Origin of the sequence: Polynucleobacter campilacus (assembly GCF_002206625.1) — a bacterium.
In the GTDB taxonomy this organism is placed as follows: domain Bacteria; phylum Pseudomonadota; class Gammaproteobacteria; order Burkholderiales; family Burkholderiaceae; genus Polynucleobacter; species Polynucleobacter campilacus.
The window spans coordinates 559,631-578,636 of record NZ_NGUP01000003.1 but is presented as its reverse complement, the minus strand read 5'-3'; the positions used below and the strand labels follow the sequence as shown (position 1 = coordinate 578,636).

16 protein-coding genes, 1 tRNA gene and 1 pseudogene are annotated in these 19,006 nt (G+C 45.4%); 14 read left to right on the top strand and 4 right to left on the bottom strand.

Features of this window, described 5'->3' with window-relative positions; genetic code table 11:
• Nucleotides 1-124: 124 nt before the first annotated feature.
• A pseudogene (gene dprA / locus CBI31_RS06390) lies at nt 125-787 on the bottom strand (DNA-processing protein DprA); the annotation flags it as partial.
• A gap of 71 nt (nt 788-858) precedes the next feature.
• Between dprA and def the strand changes: the two are divergent.
• From def to CBI31_RS06340, 10 genes are all read left to right on the top strand, one after another.
• Complete coding sequence (gene def / locus CBI31_RS06385) at nt 859-1,374, top strand: peptide deformylase (protein WP_088525559.1); 516 nt, start codon at nt 859-861, stop codon at nt 1,372-1,374.
• 9 nt (nt 1,375-1,383) lie between these two features.
• Nucleotides 1,384-2,382, top strand: coding sequence for a methionyl-tRNA formyltransferase (fmt, locus tag CBI31_RS06380; protein WP_088525558.1), 999 nt, complete (start codon nt 1,384-1,386; stop codon nt 2,380-2,382).
• Between the two features lie 2 nt (nt 2,383-2,384).
• Nucleotides 2,385-3,260: a zinc metalloprotease HtpX gene (gene htpX / locus CBI31_RS06375; protein WP_088525557.1), complete on the top strand. Its 876-nt coding sequence runs from the start codon at nt 2,385-2,387 to the stop codon at nt 3,258-3,260.
• Nucleotides 3,253-4,569 (top strand): 16S rRNA (cytosine(967)-C(5))-methyltransferase RsmB, encoded by a 1,317-nt coding sequence (rsmB, locus tag CBI31_RS06370; RefSeq protein ID WP_088525556.1) that lies wholly within the window; start codon nt 3,253-3,255, stop codon nt 4,567-4,569. The genes htpX and rsmB overlap by 8 nt, the downstream gene beginning before the upstream one ends.
• Nucleotides 4,566-5,147 (top strand): DUF4390 domain-containing protein, encoded by a 582-nt coding sequence (locus tag CBI31_RS06365; RefSeq protein WP_088525555.1) that lies wholly within the window; start codon nt 4,566-4,568, stop codon nt 5,145-5,147. Before rsmB ends, CBI31_RS06365 begins: the two co-directional genes overlap by 4 nt.
• Nucleotides 5,144-7,453 carry a sensor histidine kinase gene (locus CBI31_RS06360; RefSeq protein WP_088525554.1) on the top strand — a complete coding sequence of 770 codons (2,310 nt, stop codon included), beginning with the start codon at nt 5,144-5,146 and terminating at the stop codon, nt 7,451-7,453. Before CBI31_RS06365 ends, CBI31_RS06360 begins: the two co-directional genes overlap by 4 nt.
• Nucleotides 7,454-7,455: 2 nt before the next feature.
• Nucleotides 7,456-8,139, top strand: a complete 684-nt coding sequence (locus tag CBI31_RS06355) for a response regulator (RefSeq protein ID WP_088525553.1) — start codon at nt 7,456-7,458, stop codon at nt 8,137-8,139.
• Nucleotides 8,140-8,230: 91 nt separating this feature from the next.
• On the top strand, nt 8,231-10,426 hold the full coding sequence (locus CBI31_RS06350; RefSeq protein WP_088525552.1) for an OsmC domain/YcaO domain-containing protein: 2,196 nt from the start codon (nt 8,231-8,233) through the stop codon (nt 10,424-10,426).
• 46 nt (nt 10,427-10,472) lie between these two features.
• A tRNA-Phe gene (locus CBI31_RS06345) sits at nt 10,473-10,548 on the top strand.
• Between the two features lie 416 nt (nt 10,549-10,964).
• Entirely contained in the window at nt 10,965-12,767 is a 1,803-nt protein-coding gene (locus CBI31_RS06340; protein ID WP_088525551.1) for a sulfatase family protein, read from the top strand.
• A 435-nt stretch (nt 12,768-13,202) separates the two neighbouring features.
• Here the strand turns inward: CBI31_RS06340 and CBI31_RS06330 are convergent, their stop codons facing one another.
• Entirely contained in the window at nt 13,203-13,649 is a 447-nt protein-coding gene (locus tag CBI31_RS06330; RefSeq protein WP_088525549.1) for a hypothetical protein, read from the bottom strand.
• A 174-nt stretch (nt 13,650-13,823) separates the two neighbouring features.
• Complete coding sequence (gene arsH / locus CBI31_RS06325; RefSeq protein ID WP_088525881.1) at nt 13,824-14,534, bottom strand: arsenical resistance protein ArsH; 711 nt, start codon at nt 14,532-14,534, stop codon at nt 13,824-13,826.
• 105 nt (nt 14,535-14,639) lie between these two features.
• Between arsH and CBI31_RS06320 the strand changes: the two genes are divergently transcribed.
• Nucleotides 14,640-15,119 carry an arsenate reductase ArsC gene (locus tag CBI31_RS06320; RefSeq protein ID WP_088525548.1) on the top strand — a complete coding sequence of 160 codons (480 nt, stop codon included), beginning with the start codon at nt 14,640-14,642 and terminating at the stop codon, nt 15,117-15,119.
• Between the two features lie 298 nt (nt 15,120-15,417).
• Nucleotides 15,418-16,559, top strand: a protein-coding gene (locus tag CBI31_RS06315) for an IS3 family transposase (RefSeq protein ID WP_088525547.1) whose coding sequence is annotated in 2 segments (ribosomal slippage) — nt 15,418-15,685 and nt 15,685-16,559 — 1,143 coding nt in all. Because the reading frame shifts where the segments join, the coding sequence is not laid out codon by codon here.
• Nucleotides 16,560-16,592: 33 nt separating this feature from the next.
• Here CBI31_RS06315 and CBI31_RS06310 read toward each other — a convergent pair.
• On the bottom strand, nt 16,593-16,835 hold the full coding sequence (locus CBI31_RS06310; protein WP_206075456.1) for a helix-turn-helix domain-containing protein: 243 nt from the start codon (nt 16,833-16,835) through the stop codon (nt 16,593-16,595).
• Nucleotides 16,836-17,117: 282 nt separating this feature from the next.
• Between CBI31_RS06310 and CBI31_RS06305 the strand changes: the two genes are divergently transcribed.
• Together CBI31_RS06305 and CBI31_RS06300 are read left to right on the top strand one after the other, a co-directional pair.
• Nucleotides 17,118-18,233: an SDR family oxidoreductase gene (locus CBI31_RS06305; RefSeq protein ID WP_088525546.1), complete on the top strand. Its 1,116-nt coding sequence runs from the start codon at nt 17,118-17,120 to the stop codon at nt 18,231-18,233.
• Nucleotides 18,234-18,265: 32 nt separating this feature from the next.
• Nucleotides 18,266-18,820: an outer membrane protein gene (locus CBI31_RS06300; RefSeq protein ID WP_088525545.1), complete on the top strand. Its 555-nt coding sequence runs from the start codon at nt 18,266-18,268 to the stop codon at nt 18,818-18,820.
• The last annotated feature ends 186 nt before the right edge of the window (nt 18,821-19,006 follow it).

Sequence of the window (19,006 nt, the reverse complement as noted above, 5' to 3'; positions counted from 1 at the left end):
CGATAAATTGGGAAAAGTCCAAAAAGGTCAGCTTTTCGACGACATAGAGACCCCCTTTGGGGCCGTTTATGGGTAAAAAACCGCATTTAAACCCTTTTAAATAGGGGTTTTCTCAAAAAACCAACTCTTCTAGCACTTCTTTGGGGTTGCGCACCAGTTTTGCGCCTTGCTGAATTAGAAGGTGGCAGCCGCTAGAAAGGGGGTGACGAATCGACCCTGGCACAGCAAAAACCTCTCTTCCCAGCTCTGATGCAAGCCTTGCTGTGATGAGGGAGCCCGATTTTTCGGCTGCTTCAATCACAACGACGCCAATTGATAGCGCTGCAATAATCCGGTTGCGCCTAGGGAAATGACATGATTTGGGCGGGGCGCCCAAGGGCAGCTCAGAGACTAAAAGTCCTTGATTTCTGATGTTTCTGGCTAAATCAAGATGTTCTTTGGGGTAAATCACGTCCAGGCCGGTCCCACACACTGCCATGGTGAGGTGCTTGGTGCCGAGCCCAAGGGTTGCTTGATGGGCAGCCCCATCAATGCCCCTTGCAAGCCCTGAGACAATCAGCAAGCCTGCTTGCGAGAGCTCCTTGGCAAAAGCGGCGGCGTTTTTAAGGCCCTCAGTGCTAGCCTTGCGAGAGCCCACAATGGCAATCATGGGGGTTTTGAGTAAGCCAAGATCCCCGTCTATATATAGACGCTCGGGCGGATCATACAAATCATTAAGACGGGGCGGGTATTTTTCATCGCCCCTAGCAATACAAGAGATTTGATTTGGTTTTGGGAATGGATGCATAAAAAGATTTTGATCTTCAGGGGAATTACCGCAATCAGGACAGACTGATTGCTCTGTTAGATAATTCCTAGATGGCTTTGTTAAACGTCCTTTGTTACCCAGACCCGCGCTTAAATCAGGTTGCTAAACCGGTAGCGCAAGTGGATGCGCGCATAAAAAAAATCGTTGCTGATATGGCCGACACAATGTATGAGGCCCCAGGGGTTGGCCTAGCTGCAACCCAGGTTGATATTCACGAGCGCATTGTCGTTATCGACATATCAGAAGACCAAAATGATTTGAAGGTTTTTATTAATCCAGAAATTATTTGGTCAAGCCCTGAAAAAAAATCCTGGCGCGAAGGCTGTCTTTCGGTTCCCGATTTTTATGATGAAGTTGAAAGGCCATCACAAGTTCGAGTGAAGGCCTTAGATATTGATGGAAAAGAGTTCGAGCTTGATGCAGATGGTTTATTGGCGGTCTGTTTACAACATGAGCTTGACCATTTACAGGGCAAGGTATTTGTTGCGTATTTGTCGATACTCAAGCGAACTCGTATTTCTCAAAAACTAAAAAAGCGCGCCAAAGAGTTTGCGGGTGAGCGCTAGGCGCTGCCGATGAAAATTGTATTTGCTGGAACCCCTGAGTTTGCGGCGTGCGCAATGCGCGCAATTGATGATGCAGGCTATGAAATTGTTCTTGCGCTGACCCAGCCTGATCGTCGCGCCGGAAGGGGCATGCACTTGCAGGCAAGCCCCGTCAAAGAGTTTGCATTAGAAAAAAATATTCCTGTGCTTCAGCCAGAAACGCTAAAGCGTAATAGTACCGATCCCGAAAAACAAGCTCAGGCTCAAGAGGCGTACGAGCGCTTATCCGCTATAGATTTTGATGCTATGGTGGTAGTTGCTTATGGACTTATCTTGCCACAAGATGTTTTAGATATTTCGCAGCAGCCCGGAAGAAACGGCAGTTTTAATATTCACGCATCCTTATTGCCGCGTTGGCGTGGCGCCGCACCGATACAGCGAGCGATTGAGTCGGGCGACACAAAAACGGGCATTTGTATTATGCAAATGGATGTCGGTCTTGATACGGGCGATACGGTCCTTGTTAGTGAGCTTGAAATTGCGCCTGAAGAAACCAGTAGTAGCCTGCATCATCGATTGGCAGAATTAGGCGCCCAATCAATTGTGGAAACGCTAAATTGTTTGCAAGTAGGCAAAGCTTTAGTACGCACCCAGCAAGCAACAAACGGCGTAACTTATGCAGAAAAAATATTAAAGAGCGAAGCAGAAATTGACTGGAACTTGAGTGCCCAAGAAATTGATCGACGGATTCGGGCCTTTAACCCTTTTCCTGGCGCCACTAGTAATGCCCAAGAGCTCGAGATCAAATTTTGGAACTCTCGTATTCCAAAAGCGGGTGCTGTTAGCGCAACTGGACATCCCGGCGAACTATTAGGCCTTAGTGAAAACGGCGCCTATATTCAGTGCGGGCAGGGAGCGATAGAAATTTTAGAAATGCAAAAGCCGGGTGGCAAGAAGATGCCTGCCAGTATTTGCTTGCAGGCGTTTACTTTCCGTGAACAAGTATTGCGCTTTCATAAAAAGGAGTAGGAATGTTTAATTTCGCAAAAACTGCTATTTTGATGGCAGCAATTACTGCATTGTTTATTGTGGTTGGCGGCATGTTAGGTGGCGAGCAAGGAATGTTGATAGCTTTGTTGCTCGCAGTTGGCATGAACTTTTTTAGCTACTGGTTTTCCGACACCATGGTGTTGAAGATGACAAATGCTCAGCAAGTTGATGAGCGGTCTGCGCCCCAGTTTTATGCATTGGTAAAAGAGCTTGCAGATAGAGCTGGTTTACCAATGCCCAAAGTTTTTTTAATTGATGAAGACGCGCCTAACGCCTTTGCAACAGGACGAAACCCTGAGAACGCTTCAGTAGCAGCTACCACGGGCATTCTTAAGATTTTGTCTAATCGCGAGTTGCGTGGTGTGATGGCTCACGAGCTAGCGCATGTGCAGCACCGCGACATTTTGATTTCAACCGTTGCGGCAACGATGGCAGGCGCAATTTCAGCCCTTGCTAACTTTGCAATGTTTTTTGGTGGGCGTGACTCTGAAGGTAGACCCCACAATCCGATCGCCAGTTTATTGGTTGCTATCTTGGCGCCGATTGCCGCAAGTTTGATTCAAATGAGTATTTCGCGAGCAAGAGAATATGAGGCAGATCGTGGCGGAGCAGAGATTAGCGCCGATCCCGAGGCTTTGGCCCATGCGCTAGAGAAAATACATAACTATGCACAAGGCATGCCATTTAGAGCAGTAGAGCAGCACCCAGAAACGGCGCAAATGATGATCCTAAATCCCTTAAGCGCTGGCGGCCTTGCGCAATTATTTTCAACCCATCCACCTACTGAGGAGCGGGTGGGGCGCCTGATGGCTATGGCAAAAACCGGGTCATACCCCAGAGCAAATTCAGTTGACTGATAAAAAAACGTCGCTTAGTCTTCCACTTTCTGAGGCAATCACTATTGCTGCTCAGGCTGTCGGTGAGGTAATGAGTGGGAGGTCGCTAACGGAGGTTTTGGATGAATTAGAGCCCCATGAGCGCCCTATTGTGCAAAGCTTAAGCTTTGACGCTTTGCGTAAATGGGTGCGATCGCATGAGCTCATCAAACAATTTATCCCAAAGAACCCCCCTCCAGAGGTAGATCATTTGTTGAGCGTTGCTATTGCGCTGTTCTTAAATGAAAACGCAGACGGCAAGGGCTATGCAGCTCACACTATTGTTGATCAAGCTGTCAGTGCCTGTGACAATTACGATAAGACCATGTATGCCAAAGGCTTGGTGAACGCGGTACTTCGCAAGGCAAGCCTTGTCGTTCAGCCAGCAGATGGCGAAACCCGTTTTGCGCCAGACCCTATTCCAATGTTTGTTCCGCCTTGGTGGCGCGCTAATCTAAAGCGGCATTACTCAAAGACATGGCAATCGATTCTGTTTGCACAAGCAAAGCGGGCGCCATTAATTTTGCGTGTCAATCAAAAACAATATTCACGAGATCAATATCAAGCCTTGTTAAGCGAGAGTGGAATTACATCCGCTCCAGTCGAGGAAGTTGCTGGGGTAAAGCTGGCTGCAGCTTTGGTATTGTCTAGCCCGGTCCCGGTTTCAGATCTACCAGGTTTTTATGCTGGCGCAGTCTCGGTTCAAGATGCTGGAGCACAGTTGGCAGCAGCCCTCTTAAGTCCTCAGTCAGGTGAGCGAGTTTTGGATGCTTGTGCGGCGCCTGGCGGCAAGACTGCGCATTTACTCGAGTTGGCTAATTGTGAGATGGTGGCTTTGGAGCTTGACGGCGAGCGCCTTAGTAAAGTCAGCGGTAATTTAGATCGCTTGCGTTTGCATTCTGACAAAGTACAGGTGCTGCGGGGCGACGCTTCAAAAGCATCTTGGTGGGACGGCCGCCCTTTTGACAAAATCTTGCTCGATGCGCCATGTTCCGCCTCAGGCATTGTGGCTAGACACCCAGATATACCCTTTCTAAGACGCGAGGCTGATATCAAGTCCTTGCAGCAAAAGCAGCGCGGAATCTTGGAGCAGGCCTGGAAAATGTTGAAGCCGGAAGGGCTCATGCTCTACGTTACTTGCTCGGTATTTCCCGAGGAGGGAGAGGAGCAGGCCATTTGGTTTGCTGCCCAGCATGGCAATGCGTTACGATTAGGCGCTCCAGGACAGATTCTGCCGACTGACGTAAGCGACGGTTTTTACTATGCTTTGTTTAAGAAGAATGGGCAATGAGCCAAAGAATTAAACAATACCTCTTTTTATGCTTGATGGCGCTGACTGTATTTTCAATAAATGCAAGCGCAGAAGGAATAAAAATCAAATCCTTTGAGTTAGAGAGGGTAGATACTGATTGGCTTATGAATGCCACTTTTCAGATTGAACTTTCTCCCGATCTTGAGGATGCGGTTCAAAAAGGTGTAGTGCTTTACTTTCAAACAGAGTTTGATTTAACGCGCTCGCGTTGGTATTGGTTTGATGAAAAACCTGTGATTATTCAGAGACAAACCCGACTGTCTTACCAGCCCCTAACTCAACAATATCGAATTGCTTCAGAGGGATTTACATTTTCCGCACAGACAATTTCAGAGGCCTTGCAAGTAGTTGGTGGTGTTGGTGGTTGGCGCGTAATTGATAATAGTCAGTTAGATGTAGGCAAGTCATATATAGCGTCTCTGCGGATGGCTTTAGATTTGAGCAAGCTACCCAAGCCCTTCCAAGTGAATGCCTTAAATAACCGTCAGTGGAATGTTTCTAGCGATTGGCTGCGCATTCCCTTTTCACCATCTGGCCCGAATCTCATCAAGCGATGAAAGTATTTTCAACACTGTTTCAGAGCACTTTTTTTACATCCAAAGTCTGGAGAAAGAAGGCGATTCCCATTTCTATAGGTGTTATTGGCGTATTTGCTTTGTTTCTTCTGGTTTTACTATCGATCGCATCATCCAATACAGATTTTTTTGATAAATATTTTATTTGGCTTTATGCAGCCAATGTCGTTATTGGAGCTTGCTTAACTCTAGTGATTTTGATTTTGGTAACAGTGATTGGTATTCGTTGGTACAGAGGACATTTTGGTACTCGCTTGATTGCCAAGCTTGCAATGATTTTTGCTTTGGTTGGCGTTGTCCCGGGCTTGATTTTGTACGGCGTCTCACTGCAGTTCGTGTCACGCAGCATTGAAACTTGGTTTGATGTGAAGGTTGAATCAGCGCTGAACTCTGGTCTAGAGTTGGGGCGTGTGACCTTGCAAATTGCCCAAGAAGAGATTTTAGCTGAGGGAAAATTTATTGCGGAACAGGTTGTTCAGGTTCCCCCGGGCGCGAGCTCTGACCAGGTTGGCGTGATGATTATGAAGATTCGTAATCAATTTGGCATTCAAGAGGTTACCCTGTTTAATGTACAGCGCAATTTGATTTTGACTAGCGAGCTAAGGCCCAAAAAATATTTACCTGCGCCCAGCGCTGAAATAGTGGCTGAAGCTTTTAAAAAGAAAGGCATTACCTTTTTAGATCAAGTCGAAATAGAAGGTGGACAGCAGGGCTATCAAGTAAGGGCTATCGTACCGATTGTGCGCAAGAAGAGCGGCCTTAGTAAACAAGACGGCAACAAAGATGCAGAGGATCGATATTTCTTACAATTAGTGCGCACTATCCCGACTCCATTGGCTAAAAATATTTTTGCAGTTGAGTCTGCCTACACTGAATATCAAGAGAAATCTTTAGGGCGTACTGGTTTGCGAAAAATGTTCGTTGGTACGTTAACGCTCACCTTATTTTTTGCCTTATTTGTTGCTGTCACCCTGGCCTTATTGTTGGGCCGCCAATTGGCTCGCCCACTATTAATGTTGCTCAAAGGAACCCAGGCCGTTGCGCAAGGCGATTTATCTCCAAAGCCCGAGTTAGATACTGGAGATGAGCTGGGAATGTTGACTCGTCAGTTCAATGTGATGACCCGGCAACTTGCCGATACACGTAACTCCCTGCAAGAATCAAAGGCTTTCCTAGAGAAGGTTCTAGGCAACCTCACTGCAGGCGTTTGCATTTTTGATAAGCGCTATAACGTGGTATCCAGCAACGCAGGCGCAGACCGTATTTTTGCGCAAGACCTGACCCATTTAGATGGTAAGCCGTTAAGCAGTAATCCGGCACTTGCTGAGTTTGAGGGCGCCATTAAAGAGGGCTTTGCAACAATGCGGCTTGCGGTTACCAATGAAGGCGCTCCTACCTCCCAGGGCACGCTTAAGGCTGCTCCCGTTTGGCAAAAGCAAATTCAACTACACACGACTAATGAATTTGAGAATGAGTTAGGCGTTACTTTATTTGTTCGCGGTACAGAGTTAACTGAAGATTTGCGCATGGTGGTGTTTGATGACATCACTGATGTAGTCAGCGCACAAAGATCCATTGCTTGGAGTGAGGTTGCAAGGCGCCTAGCCCATGAAATCAAAAATCCACTTACCCCAATTCAGTTATCGGCTGAACGTTTGCAGCACAAGCTTGCTGGCAAACTGACTCCCGAGCATGAAGAAATGATCAATCGCAGCACCGAAACCATTATTGGTCAGGTACAAGCGATGAAGGAGATGGTGAATGACTTTAGAGATTTTGCTAAAACACCTGCGCCACAGCTTAAACCCCTGTCTATCAATACGCTCACCTCAGAAATCCTGGGTCTGTATGAGGGAAGTCCATTGCGCACCCAGCTAGATCCACATTGCCCAGACATTATGGGCGACCCTACCCAACTCAGGCAGGTGATACATAATCTATTGCAAAACGCTCAAGATGCAACTCTGGAGGGCCCGCATCCTGGCGAAGCAGTCGAAGTAAAAACAGAGCTAGTTCCCTATGGAGAGCACAATGGCATAGAGCAAAAGGCAGTGCGATTAACAATAAGCGATTCTGGGGTAGGATTTCCAGCTAAGATATTGGTAAGAGCATTTGAGCCTTATGTCACAACAAAGAGCAAGGGTACGGGATTGGGTTTGGCAGTCGTTAAAAAAATTATTGATGATCACTCTGCCAAAATTGAAATACGAAATCGTATGCATGGAGCTGAAGTAGTTGGTGCGCAGGTATCAATATTGTTTATGAATTTAGCAAAAGAGGCAGCCTAAACATGGCTAGTATTTTGGTTGTTGATGACGAGATGGGAATTCGTGAGCTTCTCAATGAGATTCTGACCGATGAAGGCCATACCGTGTATGCAGCAGAGAGCGCTATTCAGGCTCGAACTATTCGTGAACAAATGCGCCCCGATCTGGTCTTGCTCGATATTTGGATGCCAGATATCGACGGCATCACATTACTTAAAGAGTGGTCTAAAACAGGGCAGCTCACTATGCCTGTAGTAATGATGTCTGGTCACGCTACTATCGATACAGCGGTTGAGGCTACCCGTATTGGCGCATTGAATTTCCTGGAAAAGCCCATCGCCCTACAAAAGCTGTTAAAGACGGTTAGCAAAGCGCTAGAGAGCTCTCCAAAATACGTTGAACCGGAAACGCAGAGAGTCGCTCAGTCCAGCGCTAATCAAGCGGCGATCCCTAAGCCAGCAATAAATGAAGCAGCCCCAGCACCCTTGGAGGGCGAGTTCATTAGCGGCATTGCAAAAACTTATTTCGATTTGCCGTTAAGAGAGGCAAGAGACCTCTTTGAGAAGGCCTACTTTGAGCATCAAATGCAAATTATGGGTGGCAGCATGACAAAGATTTCTGAGTACACCGGATTGGAGAGAACGCATTTATATCGCAAGCTCAAAGCCCTAGGAATTGATACCTCTCGCAACAAGGGTGAGCAATAAGGCCTTGCGCAGCAAGCGCCGATTCTTTACATTGGCGTTGCAAGGGACAATGATGTCCATATCGCCCTCCCATTATCTTTAGAATTTTCCCATGGAAATTAAGGTCAACTTTCTCGATAAGCTACGTCTTGAAGCCAAGTTTGATGACTTCACGGTGATTGCTGACCAGCCTATTCGCTATAAGGGCGATGGTTCTGCGCCCGGTCCTTTTGATTATTTTCTAGCATCCTCTGCCTTATGCGCCGCTTATTTTGTAAAGCTCTATTGCGACACTCGCAATATTTCTACAGAAAATATTCGCCTCTCACAAAATAATATTGTTGATCCTGAAAACCGGTATCAACAGATTTTCAAGATTCAGGTTGAATTACCAGAAGACATTTCTGCAAGTGATCGCAAAGGTATTTTGCGCTCCATTGAACGTTGTTCAGTTAAAAAAGTAGTACAAGCTGGGCCGGAGTTTGTGATCGAAGAAGTACAGAATCTCGATGCAGATGCGCAGACCTTGTTGACCTTAAATCCGGCTTCTGACACTAGCACTTTTATTGTCGGCAAAGACCTTCCCCTCGAGCAAACAATTAGTAATATGACTGGTGTGTTGGCTAATCTAGGAATCAAGATTGAAATCGCCTCGTGGCGCAACATCATTCCTAACGTGTGGTCTTTGCATATCCGCGATGCGCATTCGCCGATGTGCTTTACGAATGGGAAGGGATCTACAAAAGAAAGCGCGCTGGCATCAGCTTTAGGCGAGTATATCGAGCGCCTCAGCAATAACCACTTCTATGCTGGCACATTTTGGGGGGAAGACATTGCCAATGCCGCTTTTGTGCATTACCCAAATGAGCGCTGGTTCAAGCCAGGTAAGGACGATGCGTTACCAGAAGAAATTTTGGATGAGTACTGCCTGAAAATTTTTAATCCCGAAGGCGATTTGCGCAGCTCACATCTCATTGATACGAACTCTGGCAATGCGCAGCGTGGCATTTGTTCCTTGCCGTATGTGCGCCAGTCAGATGGAGAAACGATCTACTTCCCATCTAATTTGGTTGAAAATCTTTATGTCAGTAATGGCATGAGTGCTGGTAATACGCTGGCTGAAGCGCAGGTGCAATGCCTATCAGAGATTTTTGAGCGGGCAGTGAAGCGTGAAATTCTGGAAGGTGAAATCGCGCTGCCTGACGTGCCGCAAAAAGTGCTCGAAAAATATCCGAGTATTTTGGCAGGCATTCGGGGCTTAGAAGAACAGGGCTTTCCAGTATTAGTAAAAGATGCATCGCTAGGTGGCATCTATCCAGTGATGTGCGTTACTTTAATGAATCCAAGAACAGGCGGAGTGTTCACATCTTTTGGCGCACATCCAAGTTTAGGGGTAGCGCTTGAACGCAGTTTGACCGAATTACTACAGGGGCGCAGCTTAGAGGGCTTGAATGACTTGCCGCCACCGACTTTTGCAAGTGAAGCGGTGACTGAGCCAAACAACTTTGTTGAACACTTCATTGATTCAAGCGGTATCGTATCGTGGCGTTTCTTTAGCGCTAAATCAGATTACGATTTTGTTGAATGGGATTTCTCTAGCCATGGCGAAAACGCTAATGCACAAGAGGCAAAAACTTTATTTGGCATCCTCAAGGACCTGGGCAAAGAATCTTATGTAGCGATATACGATCAGCTAGGTGCGACTGCATGTAGAATTTTAGTACCAGGCTATTCTGAGGTTTATCCGATAGAGGATCTGATTTGGGATAACACCAATAAGGCTTTGTTGTTCCGAAATGATATTTTGAATTTACATCGGCTTGATAATGCAGGCTTAAGTGCGCTGCTTGAGCGCCTAGAGAATAACGAGCTCGATGAGTATGGCGATATTGCTACATTGATTGGTATTGAGTTTGACGAGAACACCCCTTGGGGTCAGTTGACTGTTCTGGAATTAAAGTTGTTGATTAATCTAGCAATAAAAAAACTTGATGAAGCGCATGAGTTAGTCGGTGCCTTCCTTCAATATAACGACAACACAGTAGAGCGTAGATTGTTTTATCAGGCCCTAAATGCAGTACTGGAGATTTTGCTGGCCGATGACCTTGAGATTAATGACTACATCATCAACCTTCGTCGGATGTTTGGCGACGAGAGAATGGATGCGGTAATAGGGTCGGTAGATGGTAGCGTGCGCTTCTACGGATTGACCCCAACAAATCTAAAGCTGGAGGACCTGGATAGGCACCACCGGATGATCGATAGCTACAGAAAATTGCATGCAGCTCGGGCAAAAGCTATGGCCTAGCCATTTTTCAAGCCAGAATGCAGTTTCATCTATAATTCCAAGACTTGGCCTGGTAGCTCAGTCGGTAGAGCAGAGGATTGAAAATCCTTGTGTCGGTGGTTCGATTCCGCCCCGGGCCACCAAGAATTCTCCGAACACGAGATGTGGTCCATAGAATCTCTGGTGTCAGCCGCGGTCAGGTACCATTTCCCAAGCTCTTCCAACTTCCCTCTTGACTAGAAGCGTCCTTTAAAAGGACACATTATCTATTGGGGATTTGTCATCCCTGCGTCAGTCAAGCGTCGCTTAAATCGACGCTGATCTACCATCACTGCTTGGGATGTCGTTTTGAACGACAAATATTCTAGTGATTTAGTTATCTTTTGATTGGCTGCTTGCGGCCCTTTGCGGTCGATGTGCTTAATTTGGTGCGCATTGTTATAGCGGCGTCATGCATGTTTGGTATAAAGTTGGTAACTTATCTGGCTTACATCCCTAATCGCTTTGAAGCGTTACGGTTTGGATAGGGAATATCCCAATTAATCTACTGTGATTTGCCATGACATCTAATTCTAGTAATGCCCCATCAAACCCATCACGTCGTGATTTACTTTCCACAGGCGCTGCCGCATTAGGTGCAACTTTATTGCCTGCTGGAATGCAAAATGCACAGGCACAATCAATTGTAGAAAAGCCTCAGACAATTGCGCCGAATACACCACCTGCTGGCTACAATATTTTGTTTGTTCTGGTTGATCAAGAACACTTCTTTTCAAAGTGGCCAATGCCCGTTCCTGCACGTGAGGCGATAAAGAAAAAGGCCATTACCTTTACGAATCACCAAGCGGCATCAATGCAGTGCTCATCTGCTCGATCGGTTATTTATACGGGTTTGCACATTCAGCACTCTGGTATTTTTGATAACCTTAATTTTTTATGGCAGCCTGATTTATCGCTAAAGGTTAAAACAATTGGACATCGCCTTCAAGAGCTGGGCTATCACTCTGCCTATCAAGGTAAATGGCACTTATCGGCCAATATGGATACAGTCAAGAATGCCTATGACGCTCCGATGGATACTTATCGTAAGATTATTAAATCCTATGGCTTTGATGACTTCCTAGGCGTTGGTGATATCGTCGATCAACAGCAGGGTGGCTATACCTTCGATAAACTAACACTCTCATCAGCGATTGGTTGGTTGCGTAATGAAGGGCAAGAGCTCAGAGCTAAGAAGCAGCCTTGGTATTTGGCGGTCAATATCGTTAACCCTCATGATGTGACCTACGTGAACTCGGATTTGCCCGGTAAACCTGTGCAAGGCGCTAAGCATGCGATGACCATCTTACCTCCGCCTACAACTGAGCTATATCAAGCGACATGGGATAACTACCCACTGCCAGAAAGTCGTCATCAAGCTCTAGATGCTCCCGGCAGACCAAAGGCGCACAAGCTGTATCAAGAGATTTGGGACTTGCTAATGGGCTCATGGCCTAATGAAGATCGACGCTGGAGGTTGTTGCTTGACTACTATTTTAACTGCATGCGCGATAGTGATGAGAATGTTGCAGCAGTCATGCAAGGCTTAAAAGATAGTGGCATGGAAGAAAATACTATCGTAATCTTCACAGCCGATCATGGTGAGTTGGGTGGATCCCACCAAATGCGTGGCAAAGGCACTACAGCCTACAAAGAGCAGAATCATGTACCTTTGATGATTATTCACCCGGCATATCCAGGTGGTAAAGAGTGCCAAGCGATTACTTCACAAATTGACTTAGCAACAACTATTTTGGCAATGACCGGAAAAGATCCGCAGAATATTCAGAAGGCTGCGGAAGGGCTCAAAGGCCGTGACTTAACTCCACTCTTCAAGGAGCCAGAAAAGGCAAGGGTAGATTCAGCAAGACCAGCCTCTTTGTTCAACTTTAATATGTTGATGTTTACCAGCTGGTTTTGGGCTGAGAAGACGTATTCTTGGTTAATGTCTGGTAAGTACGACTATAAAGAGTCGGCTAAGATTTTGAATACACATCAACCCAACTTTGTTAACCGGGTTGGTATTCGTAGTGTGTTTGATGGAAGATACCGTTTCTCACGATATTTCTCACCGCTCCAGTTCAACACCCCAACCACGATGGAAGAAATGTTAGCAAAGAACGATTTAGAGCTTTTTGATCTTCAAAACGATCCGAATGAAATGAATAACATGGCTATGGATCCTAAGAAGAATGGCGATTTGATCATGGCCATGAATAAAGTTATGAACGAACGGATTGCTCAAGAAGTTGGAATTGATGACGGCAGCTTTTTACCAATCCGAAATGGTAGATGGCATGTGGCAAAACAAGGCCAGAGGTAGTTTTTGGGTTTGAGTGAATGAGGGCTTTGGGTCGTTAGCCGCCCATGACAACAGATTAACTTAAGCGTCGTTTTAAACAACATTTAAAGACGCCATGGTGGTTGACTGGAGGGGTATGGCAACGCATTCTGTACACACAGAAAAATTGCCCGTTGCAAGATTCTGATTCCATTGCCAAATTCGACCAGCACAAGGACGCACAATTTTTTGACAAGTTAAAACTGGTGACTCAAGCCTTTGAAATCAAAGCGAAAGCGGTCTATCGGAGGATATTTGAAAATCCTTGTGTCGGTGGTTCGATTCCGCCCCGGGCCACCAAGAATCCATAGTGGCACCAAAGTAGCAGATGGTGTCATTACCTTAGCCCAGCGTGGCTATCATTCTGAGAGCTCTAAATCTAGGTTCAGGATGCCAAATCCTGATTGACTGCTCGGACTACTCCTCAATTTCATCAAAAGCACCAAGACAGATTTGTAAGGCTATGTTGAGGCAATGCTCGGCTACTTTAAGATTTGCAGGATCTTCAAGACCAGTTAGATCCTTAGCAATACCACTTCCATCAAATGTAAATGACGCTATTACTTTTGGAAGATCATCAAAATAATCATCTGTTACAAAAGCTGTTACCAACCCCAAGTAGGATCCTGCATCATCAGACTCTATGTCAAAACTAAAGATGATTTCTTGCCCAGCTATCAAGATAATAAATTCATTTAGCTCGGTTAAGTCAGAAACTTCAATATTCCAATCTTGATACTGCTCGGTCTCTAATTGAGTTTCAAGATGGGAATGAAATTCACTAAAAATTTCTTGCAAAACAGCATAGTGTCCAGTTAGGGAAGTTACATTTGTAGCGGTTGTATGTAGATCTTTGAGATTCATATTGCCCCCTTAGCTATTGAATGGATGCTACAAGCACAAATTACAGCTTTAATATGGCAATGAAGTGACGATTTGGGAAGATGTTGCTGAAAGCGTTGTCCTTTAAAAGGACAATTGCGTGACAGGGATCTCTCATCCCTGTGTCAGTCGATGTCGTTTAAAACGACAATTCAATCAAATAGCTCTTTGATTAACCCGCTTTGATAATTCCTCAGCACTTTCTTTTCGCTCACTGTAGCGATCAGTCAAATAGCCTGAAACTGCTCTAGTTAATAAAGTGAACTTAACCAGCTCCTCCATCACATCTACTACACGATCATAGTTTGCGGATGGCTTCATGCGATTGTTGTCATCAAACTCTAGAAATGCTTTGGGTACGGATGATTGATTGGGAATCGTGATCATCCGCATCCATCTGCCCAGAACTCTCATTTGATTGAGCGCATTAAAAGATTGCGAACCACCGCTCACTTGTAATAAAGCTAAAGTCTTACCTTGAGAGGGTCTGACAGCGCCAACGCTAAGTGGTATCCAATCGATTTGAGATTTCATCAGCCCTGTCATAGCGCCATGGCGCTCTGGACTACTCCAAACCATTCCCTCTGACCACTCTACAAGTTCTCTGAGTTCTACTACTTTGGGATGTGTTTCAGGAGCGTCATCTACTTGCGGCAATCCATGAGGATTAAAAAACTTAGTCTCACAGCCCATCGCCTTTAATATGCGTTCCGCTTCTTCTGCTAAAAGGCGACTAAACGATCTTTCTCTCAATGAGCCATACAACAGCAAAATCTTAGGGGGATGATTTGGCGGAGCGCCAGCTTGTAGCTTTTTAAGATCAGGGCTTTGAAAAAATGCTTTGTCGATATTAGGAAGGTCGGTCATAGGTAGAGTGTAATGAGTAACTGGCTGTAATAAAACTGTCATAGATTAGCAAAATAGATTCCGTACAATTAAATGTCAAACAACAAAAAGTAGGATCTAAGCCAAATGAAGCAATACAACATTCTCTTTCTATGTACCCACAACTCCGCTCGCTCAGTATTGGGAGAGGCTTTGGCATCTACACATCAAAGTGGATTATTTGTTGGTTATTCCGCAGGATCAACTCCTGGCACTTCAGTCAACCCATTTGCGGCTGAATTGACTAAAGAAATGGGCTACGATCAAAGCAAGTTGAGAAGCAAGAGCTGGGATGAGTATGGCTTGCCTGATGCTCCCAAGATGGATTTCATTGTGACTGTTTGTGACAATGCCGCCGGTGAAGTCTGTCCAGTATGGCCCGGTAACCCAGCGACAGCTCATTGGGGCTTTCCTGATCCATCGCAAGTTGAAGGTAGCGATGAAGAAAAGCGTAAGGCGTTTAAAGATGTCATGATTGGTTTGAAAAAGCGTATCGAGCTCTTGGCATCTATGCCGTTAGAAAAGCTGGACTCAATGAGCTTAAAAGAGATTCATACTAAGGCCTAATTCTTAACTAGAGTCAGACATCCTCGGCCCTGGTTCGATTCCGCCCCGGGCCACCAAGAATTCTCCGAACATTAGAAGTGGCTCATAGAATCTCTAGTGTAGGCCGCGGTTTGTCACCATTTCCCCAGGTCTTCCAACCTTCCCCTTGACTCGGAATGTCGTTTAAAACGACAAACCAATTTGACATCCTTGTGGTGGTCAAGCGTCGATTTAAGCGACGCTTGAACTGACCTGATTTTTAGTACCACTCCAAAAGAGAGGATTTTTGATAATCTCTCACCTTAAAGGAGTGCTAAATATGGCAAAAGGCCAACGTCTTAAACCCGAGCAAATCGTCACCTTATTGCGTCAAATCGATGTCCTGACAACGAACGGCAAAACCCTAGCCCAGGCCTGTAAAGAAGTGGGAACGGTAGAGCAAAGCTACTATCGTTGGCGCAAGATTTATGGCGGCATGAAGGTCGATCAAGCTCGTAAGTACAAAGATCTAGAACTGGAAAATACCCGACTCAAGAAGCTCGTAGCGGACTTATCGCTACGAGAGGTGATGCTCAAGGAAGTTATTAAGGGAAACTTCTAAGCCCTGCTAAACGCAAAACAGCTGCTCAGGTGTTGCTGCAGAAATACTCAACATCAGAGCGCTTAGCTTGTGAATTAGTAGGGCTCTCCAGAGCAGCGTATCGCTATATGCCACTGCCTAAAGATGATGAAGAGCCCCTACGAGCTGAGGTCATCCGTATGGCCAGCACCTATGGCAGATATGGTTATCGATTGATTGCTGGGATGATGCGTAATAGCGGCTGGGGACAAGCGACTACTGCCAAGGTTGCTCGCATCTGGCGGCAAGAGGGTCTAAAGATCCCACAAAAGCAAGCTCCTAGGGGCAGACTCTGGTTTAACGATGGCAGTTGTATGAGGCTGCGAGCGACCCACCCCAATCATGTGTGGAGTTATGACTTTGTCTTTATCAGAGATGCTTATGGTGGCAAGATCCGCATGCTCACCCTGATTGATGAGTTCACTAGAAAGTGTTTAACGATCCACTGCGCCAGAAGGATTGGATCGATCCAAGTGATTGAGCAACTGGCGAACGCCATGATTGACAACGGTATCCCAGAGTACATCCGCAGTGATAATGGCCCAGAATTTATTGCTAAAGACCTGCGTAGTTGGTTATCTGGCATTGGAGTGAAAACTGCTTACATTGAACCAGGGAGCCCTTGGGAAAATGGCTTTTGTGAAAGCTTTAACGGCACTTTTAGGGACAACCTTTTAGATGGGGAGATCTTTTATAGCCTAAAAGAGGCCCAGATCATCGTGGGGGAGTGGGTTAAACATTACAACCATGTCAGGCCCCATAGCGCTTTAGGTTACAGACCTCCAGCACCCCAAACCCAAGTACCCCAATTAATCCAGAATCAACCCATGTTGCTGCAATGATTTACTATAGAAATACTCTCTTTGGTAGTGGACCTAAATTGACAGCAGTTCAAATTGCTCGACCTGGAAGGGTAGCCGGTTGGCTTGCCGAAAGGGCCTTCTTGATCGATCCGTAAAGGCTTCTAAACTACTGTCTTTATAACGATCAATGATCTTATGGCCAGTGACTCTGGAGATTCCAAACTCCTGGCACAGGGTAGTAATTTTCTCGCCATCGAGGTAACGCGACACAAATTTGAGCTTTTCATCCATCTTCGTACTTTCATTCCACGGCATAGAGTGGTCCCTCCTATGCCAAAAACTGTAAAGTATGTGTCCGGTATAAAGTGTTAACTATGTGTCGAGTCGTACACTTAAAACATTAGAGTTGGCCCATCGAATCTCTAGTGTTAGCCGCGGTCTGGCACCATTTTTCTAGGCCATCCAATTTTCCCATTGACTCGGAATGTCGTTTAAAACGACAAACCAATTTGACATCCTTGTGGTGGTCAAGCGTCGATTTAAGCGACTTTTGAGCTACCCATTAGAATCAATGGATTCTATTAGATAGTCGCACTAATGATTTTCCAACCTAAAACACTAATTACTGGAGCAAATGGCTTTATTGGCGGAGCTTTGACGGCCAAGCTTTTTGCTCGTGGTGAAGTTGAGGACGCGATTTTTCTAATTCGCTCATCAAAGCCTGAAGAGGGCTTGGTGAGACTGGTCAATACACTCAGAAATCATGGCATTAAAACAGAGCAGTTATTAAAGCTAAGACTTGAACAGATTCTGTGCGGTGATTTAAATGTTGTGAATCGTTGGATTGATGACCCACGCCTGAGCTCCATTGAAAATGTGGTGAGCTCTGCCGCAGTAGCATCTTTTGGCAATCACCCCTCTATCTGGCCTACGAATGTAGATGGGGTTTTAAATATGGCCCATGGCCTAGCTCACCGGTGTAAGTTAAAAAGATTTCTTCACATTGGTACCGCAATGGCTTGTGGGTTGGATTCACCAAATCCCGTTCCTGAGGGCTATAACCTCGGTAAAAAAACTCAGCATTTTTTAGAGTACACGCATAGCAAATATGAAGTTGAGCAACGCCTAAAGGAAGAGCTACCTGATTTACCTTTGGTCATTGCTAGACCGTCCATTGTTGTTGGCCATACTAAGTTAGGCTGTAAGCCATCGGGAAGTATCTTTTGGGTTTTTAGAATGGCGTTGGCACTAAAAGCATTCCCTTGTGCCTTAGATCAGAAGATTGATGTTGTCCCGGTAGATTATTGTGCCGATGCCCTTTATTTGCTTTTAACTAAACCAAAGCTAAAGTATGACTCGTACCATATCTCAGCGGGAGAAAAGTATTCCTCAAATTTTGCTGAAATTGATAAATCTATAGCTAAGGCAACAGGTTTGCCCCCGCTGACGAATTATCAACAAAAATCATATGAGCAGATACTTCTCATGAAGGATCAATTTAAAACACTTCTTGGCGAATGTAATCGACGCATTGTAGCCAAAGCAATCAAAACTTATGGAAACTTCTCAACCCTTGAACTTGCTTTTGATAATCAAAGATTGATTGAAGAGGGAATGAGTGAGCCCACTCCATTGGCAAAGTACGCGGAACTTTGTGAGCTAACCAGTAAGGATATTTCGATTTCAGAGCAAATGAAGTTTGATTACAAGTAATATATTAAAAAAGAGAATTTAAAGAAGTGTCTATGAAAAAAATAGTTATTTTATTTTTGGTATTACTGAGTCCTGCAGCCTTTGCTCAATCACAAAACTTTGAAGGTTTTGGACTGTCAATTGACTATGCTTTAAATTCAATTACCGATAAGTCCACACCTGGCGGCTCTGTTACCAGTAGAAGTGGTATGCCCTCTATAACTGCTGATGCCTATAAAGCTATTTCAGATAGTTGGTTAGTAGGTGTTTATGGTAACTACGACTTGGGCACAACCGATACTACTGGCACAGACCCAGATGCTCATAGACCAATAGAGGCGGGTGGAAAAGTTGGCTATGCGATAACTGAAAAACTGATGGCATATGCCAAGTTAGGATGGTCATGGTCAAAATATTCTTCGCCTGGCTACTACCAGTGGATGAATGGACCGAGCTACGGTATTGGCGCTGAATATTTGATTACTAAGAATCTATTTACAAGAGTTGAGGTTTCTCAGCAAAACTATAAAACCGTTGACTGGGGTGATGGCTCTAGCGACAAGGTCAATATCAATTCTTATGGCATCGGGTTAGGCTGGAGATTCTAGGGTCGAGCATCCTTTGCCCCGGTCGATTCCGTCCCGGGCCACCAAGAAACTCAGAAACCCTCACTTTTAAGTGGGGGTTTTGTTTTATGTGCCTACTGTATTAACAATGGCCTAGTGTTGCGATCCTACAAGTGGGGATGTCGAATCTTGTTTGACCGTATCAACTATGGGCAACTGGTAACTTAA